The following is a 4,679-nucleotide window of genomic DNA, read 5'->3' on the forward strand; positions in this document are numbered from 1 at the left end:
TAGAAGAAGGTCAAGAAGTTTCTTTCGAAGTAGTTGAAGGAGCTCGTGGACCACAAGCTGCTAACGTAACTAAAAAGTAATTTTAAAAAAACCAATTATAACAGTCCGGTAAATTGCCGGGCTGTTTTTTATTATACAAAAAAACATCCCTGATTCCAGTAAATTGCTAGCATTTCCAAGACCTTAATGAATGGTATTTTGCTATAATAGAAGCATTGAGAAAAAATGCAGTGGGGTGAAGCAAATGAAATTTATCCATACAGCTGATTGGCATTTAGGTAAACTGGTCCATGGTGTTTATATGACAGAAAATCAGCGGGAAGCACTTGAACAATTTATTGAAATTGTTGTCGAGGAAAAGCCTGATGCCGTTGTCATCGCAGGCGATTTATATGATCGTTCCGTTCCGCCAACCGATGCCGTTGAGTTACTTGATGAAATTCTTTTTAAAATTAATGTTGAATTAAAAACACCTGTCGTAGCCATTGCTGGAAATCACGATAGTGCTGAAAGACTTTCTTTTGGCAGCTCGTGGTACAAGCATAGCCAATTCTATTTATCTGGCAAGTTATCAAACAGCTTCAAGCCCGTCCATATCAACGGGGTAAACTTTTATCTCGTGCCTTATGCCGAACCGGGTGTTGTAAGACAGCTCCTAGGAGATGATTCCATCCATTCTCATCAGGATGCGATGAAAACCCTAATTGGCAAAATGGAAGAAACGCTAAATCCGAATGAACCCAATGTCTTGGTCGGTCATGCCTTTGTGCTGGGAGGACAAACCTCAGACTCCGAACGGATTTTGTCCGTTGGCGGCTCGGGATGTGTCAGTGCCGAACTGTTTGAACCATTTTCATATACTGCACTCGGCCACTTACACAGTCCCGATGCGATTAAACACAACAAAGTGAAATATTCTGGATCCCTTTTAAAATACTCTTTTTCCGAAGCCAAACAGAACAAAACTATTTCGATCATTGAAATGGATGATAGTGGTAACTTTACTCATCGTTACCGCTCCCTCACACCAAAACATGATATGCGGGAACTAGAAGGACATTTAGAAGAATTACTTGACCCGCACTTTTATGAAAAAGAACGAATCCATGACTATTTAAAGATCACCCTGCTTGATGAAGGGGCCTTAATTGATCCAATTAATAAACTGCGTCAGGTATTTCCAAATGTTTTGCACCTTGAGCGGAAAATTGATGTTACTGATTTAAAGAAAAAGCAGTCTTTCAAAGCTAATAGAAGTGAGAAAAAATCAGAGATTGAGTTATTCGAGCAATTTTATACGGAAATGACCACGTCCGAATTTACCCAGGATAAAAAGGATGCAATGGTAGGGGTTATTGAAAAAGTACTAAGGGGGGAAATGGTGAAATGAGACCATTAAAACTGACGATGCAGGCGTTCGGCCCTTATGCAGGTACTGAGACGATTGACTTTACCAAGCTGGGAAATCGGACGATGTTTGTGATTTCTGGAAAAACGGGTGCAGGCAAAACAACGATCTTTGATGCTATTAGTTATGCCATTTATGGCAAAGCAAGCGGGGAGGACAGGAACGGCCCTGAATTAAGAAGTCAATTTGCCAAGGACGAGCTATTAACAGAGGTCACATTAGATTTTTCCCTTCGAAACAAAGTGTATTCAATCACTAGGTCGCCCCAGCAGCAGAAGAAAAAAGACAAAGGGGACGGTTTTACCTCAATTGGTGCAAAAGCCGAGCTTTATGGGTTGGATGAGTCGGGTGAGAAAAAGCTGCTCGCTTCCAAAATCACCGATGTAGAAGAGAAAATTAAAGAAATTATGTTGATCGATGCGAATCAATTTCGACAAATCTTAATGATACCCCAAGGTGAATTCCGAAAGCTGTTGACGTCTGACAGTAAGGATAAGGAAGTCATTTTACAAAGACTATTCCATACCCAGTTTTATAAATTGGTCGAAGAAAAACTGAAGGATGAAGCGACCGAGCTGAAAAGATCCGTTGAAGATCAAGTTCAAGCGAGGAATGAAGCTATTCGACGTATTCAAGCTGTTGTAAATGAAGAGCTGCGTGAATTTTTGAAAGCAGACAGCGTGAACGATACCATTATCATGCCGCTCCTGCAAAAAGAAATAGCAGGCTTAGGAGAAAAGCTCGAACAGCTGGACCTTCAATTGAAAGATAAGGCACAAGAGCAGGACAAGCTGAAAAATCAGCTTTTCGAAGCCGAAACCATCCTAAAACAATTGAAAACGAAAGAGGAATTAAAGGAGCAACGAGGCACGCTGATTTCTCAAGAGGAATTGTTCGTAGAAAAAGAAAAGCAGGTTCAAAGGGCCCAAAAGGCGGCCGTCCTAGCCGAGCAAGAAGCGCTATGTCATCGCTTGAAAAAGGAAGAAGACCAGCTCGGCGAAAATGTCAAATCAATAAAAATCGATATTGAAAAATTACAAGAGCTGCTTACCCAATATGAAGGTCAGCTTCAAAAAGAGATGGACCGTGAAGGAGAGCGTAAGTCCGCGCTTGAAGAGGTTAATCGACTCTTGAATATGAAAGAGGATGTTTATTCATTTGCCGCTATGGTAAAAGAGGCTTCTAGAGTGGAGGCATTATTAAAAAACATTAAGGACAAACATCGTCATTCTGAACAAACGCTAGAGCAATTAGATGAACGGCTTAAATTTTTACATCAGCAAAGTTCAGAAATCGAAAAGGGAAAGCTTACCATCCTAGAAAATGAGCGGCAGGTAGAAAAGCTTAATGCCGAGTTAGAGCGTCTAGAAAAATATCAGACACTTCATATTCGCCATCAAAATGCGGTGCAAAATCTTAAACATACAACGGGACGGTATGAAAATACAGCAGCAAGATTAGCAGATGCTAAGTCAATTGTGGAAGTGTTGGAGAATAAATGGCTTCATGGCCAGGCATCACTTTTAGCAGCAAGGCTTCAAACAGGTGAGGCATGTCCGGTGTGCGGTTCTGAGCACCATCCTGCACCAGCCTTTAAGCAAGATGACTCCATTCCGACGGAACAGGATATGAAGGCTGCGAAAGAACAAGCGGCCCATTGGGAAAAAGAAAAGTCTGCCGATGAGGCTGCCCTTTACCAAAGCCAATCTGCCGAGAAGGTCCAAAAGGAAGCATTGGATGAAATATTGCAGGAAATTCGTACACAGCGGTCCGATTTTATAGAAAGTGAATATTCAATAGTTAAGTCGGAAGTTGTCGCTGCGAAAAATAGTCTTATTCTTACACAAAGAGAATTATCGCTACAAATTGAACAACTAGAGAAAGTGAAGACAGAAATAGAGAAAAGAGAAGCTCAAAAGCTAGTATTACAAAAAGAGATCCAGCAATTTGCTGGAGAGGTAACGGAATTAACGATTCAATTTACAGAAAAGAAAACAAATCTGACTAGATTGATGAATGTTATTCCAGAGAACCTTCGTTCAGAGGCTGAATATGAGAAAGCTCTAGCTGTTTCGCGTAAAAGCTATGAAAACTTGGTGAAATTATTGGAAGACGCGCAGCAGCGTTTGCAAACAGTAAAAGAAAAGCTTGCGGCTGAAACAGCAAGATTACAGAATGCAATGAAGCACTTTGTTGAAAAGCAAGAAGAGCTCAATACAGAGCGTGAAATCTTTAAAAATAGACTCTCTGAACAGGGATTTGAAAATTTCGGATTGTACCATGCTTCGAAATTAGTTGAAAATGAAATTCGTAAGCTTGAAAATGAAATCCGCGAATATCGTGAAGAGCTGCGTTCAGTAACAGATCGTTTGAGAGAGTTATCGGAACTGTTGGCTGATGTGAAAGCACCAGATGTTGAAGGAATTAAGTTCGAGTTAAGCAAGGTTAGCAATGAAATTGAAAATCTCACAAATCAACGCACAGATCTTTTTGTGAAAAAACGGGATAATGAGGATATCTATAGTCAGGTTGAACGTTTGAATGAAAAAATGAAGGTGCTTGAAGAACGGTACAAGCTGATCGGCCATCTTTCCGAGATTGCCAAAGGACAGAATAATTTCCGGATTACCTTTGAACGGTATGTACTGGCATCTTTCTTGGATGATATTCTTCGCGAAGCCAATGTACGGTTAAGGAAAATGACTTCTGGGCGCTTTCAGCTGTTAAGGAAAACAGATCGTTCAAAAGGAAGTGCCCAAAGCGGTTTGGAATTGCTTGTATTTGACCAATATACAGGGCAGGAACGCCATGTTAAAACGTTATCCGGAGGTGAAAGCTTTAAGGCATCTTTATCCTTAGCTTTAGGTCTTGCTGATGTTGTTCAAAATTATGCAGGAGGCGTCTCCCTCGAAACGATGTTTATTGATGAAGGCTTCGGTACACTTGATCCTGAATCGCTTGATCAGGCAATTGAAGCATTAATGGATATCCAAAGCAGCGGTCGCCTGGTAGGCATCATCTCTCATGTCCCGGAATTAAAAGAACGAATAGATGTCAGACTGGAAGTTATTTCAGGACAGACCGGAAGTACGACTGAATTTATGTTTACAAACTAATTTTAAAAAGCAGTGGATTTCATTTTTGTGGTGAAATCGCACTGCTTCTTTTGTTGGATTGCACTTTCATTGCCAGAGGATAGTGTTTTTTCCGCTTAGCGGTAAATGAAACGGACTTTCATTGCCCAAGGGTAGTAATTTTTCCACTTGACGGT

3 protein-coding genes are annotated in these 4,679 nt (G+C 40.7%); all 3 read left to right on the plus strand.

The window, feature by feature from the left end; all coding sequences use genetic code 11:
* On the plus strand, positions 1 to 80 hold an 80-nt coding region (locus V7161_RS27960; protein WP_335716063.1), incomplete at its 5' end, for a cold shock domain-containing protein.
* A 164-nt stretch (positions 81 to 244) separates the two neighbouring features.
* A complete protein-coding gene (locus V7161_RS27965) occupies positions 245 to 1,390 on the plus strand; it encodes an exonuclease SbcCD subunit D (protein ID WP_335716060.1) in 1,146 nt (381 codons plus the stop codon).
* A complete protein-coding gene (locus V7161_RS27970; protein WP_335716061.1) occupies positions 1,387 to 4,524 on the plus strand; it encodes an SMC family ATPase in 3,138 nt (1,045 codons plus the stop codon). Before V7161_RS27965 ends, V7161_RS27970 begins: the two co-directional genes overlap by 4 nt.
* Positions 4,525 to 4,679: the final 155 nt, after the last annotated feature.

This window comes from Neobacillus drentensis, assembly GCF_036965425.1.
GTDB lineage: Bacteria > Bacillota > Bacilli > Bacillales > Cytobacillaceae > Neobacillus > Neobacillus drentensis_F.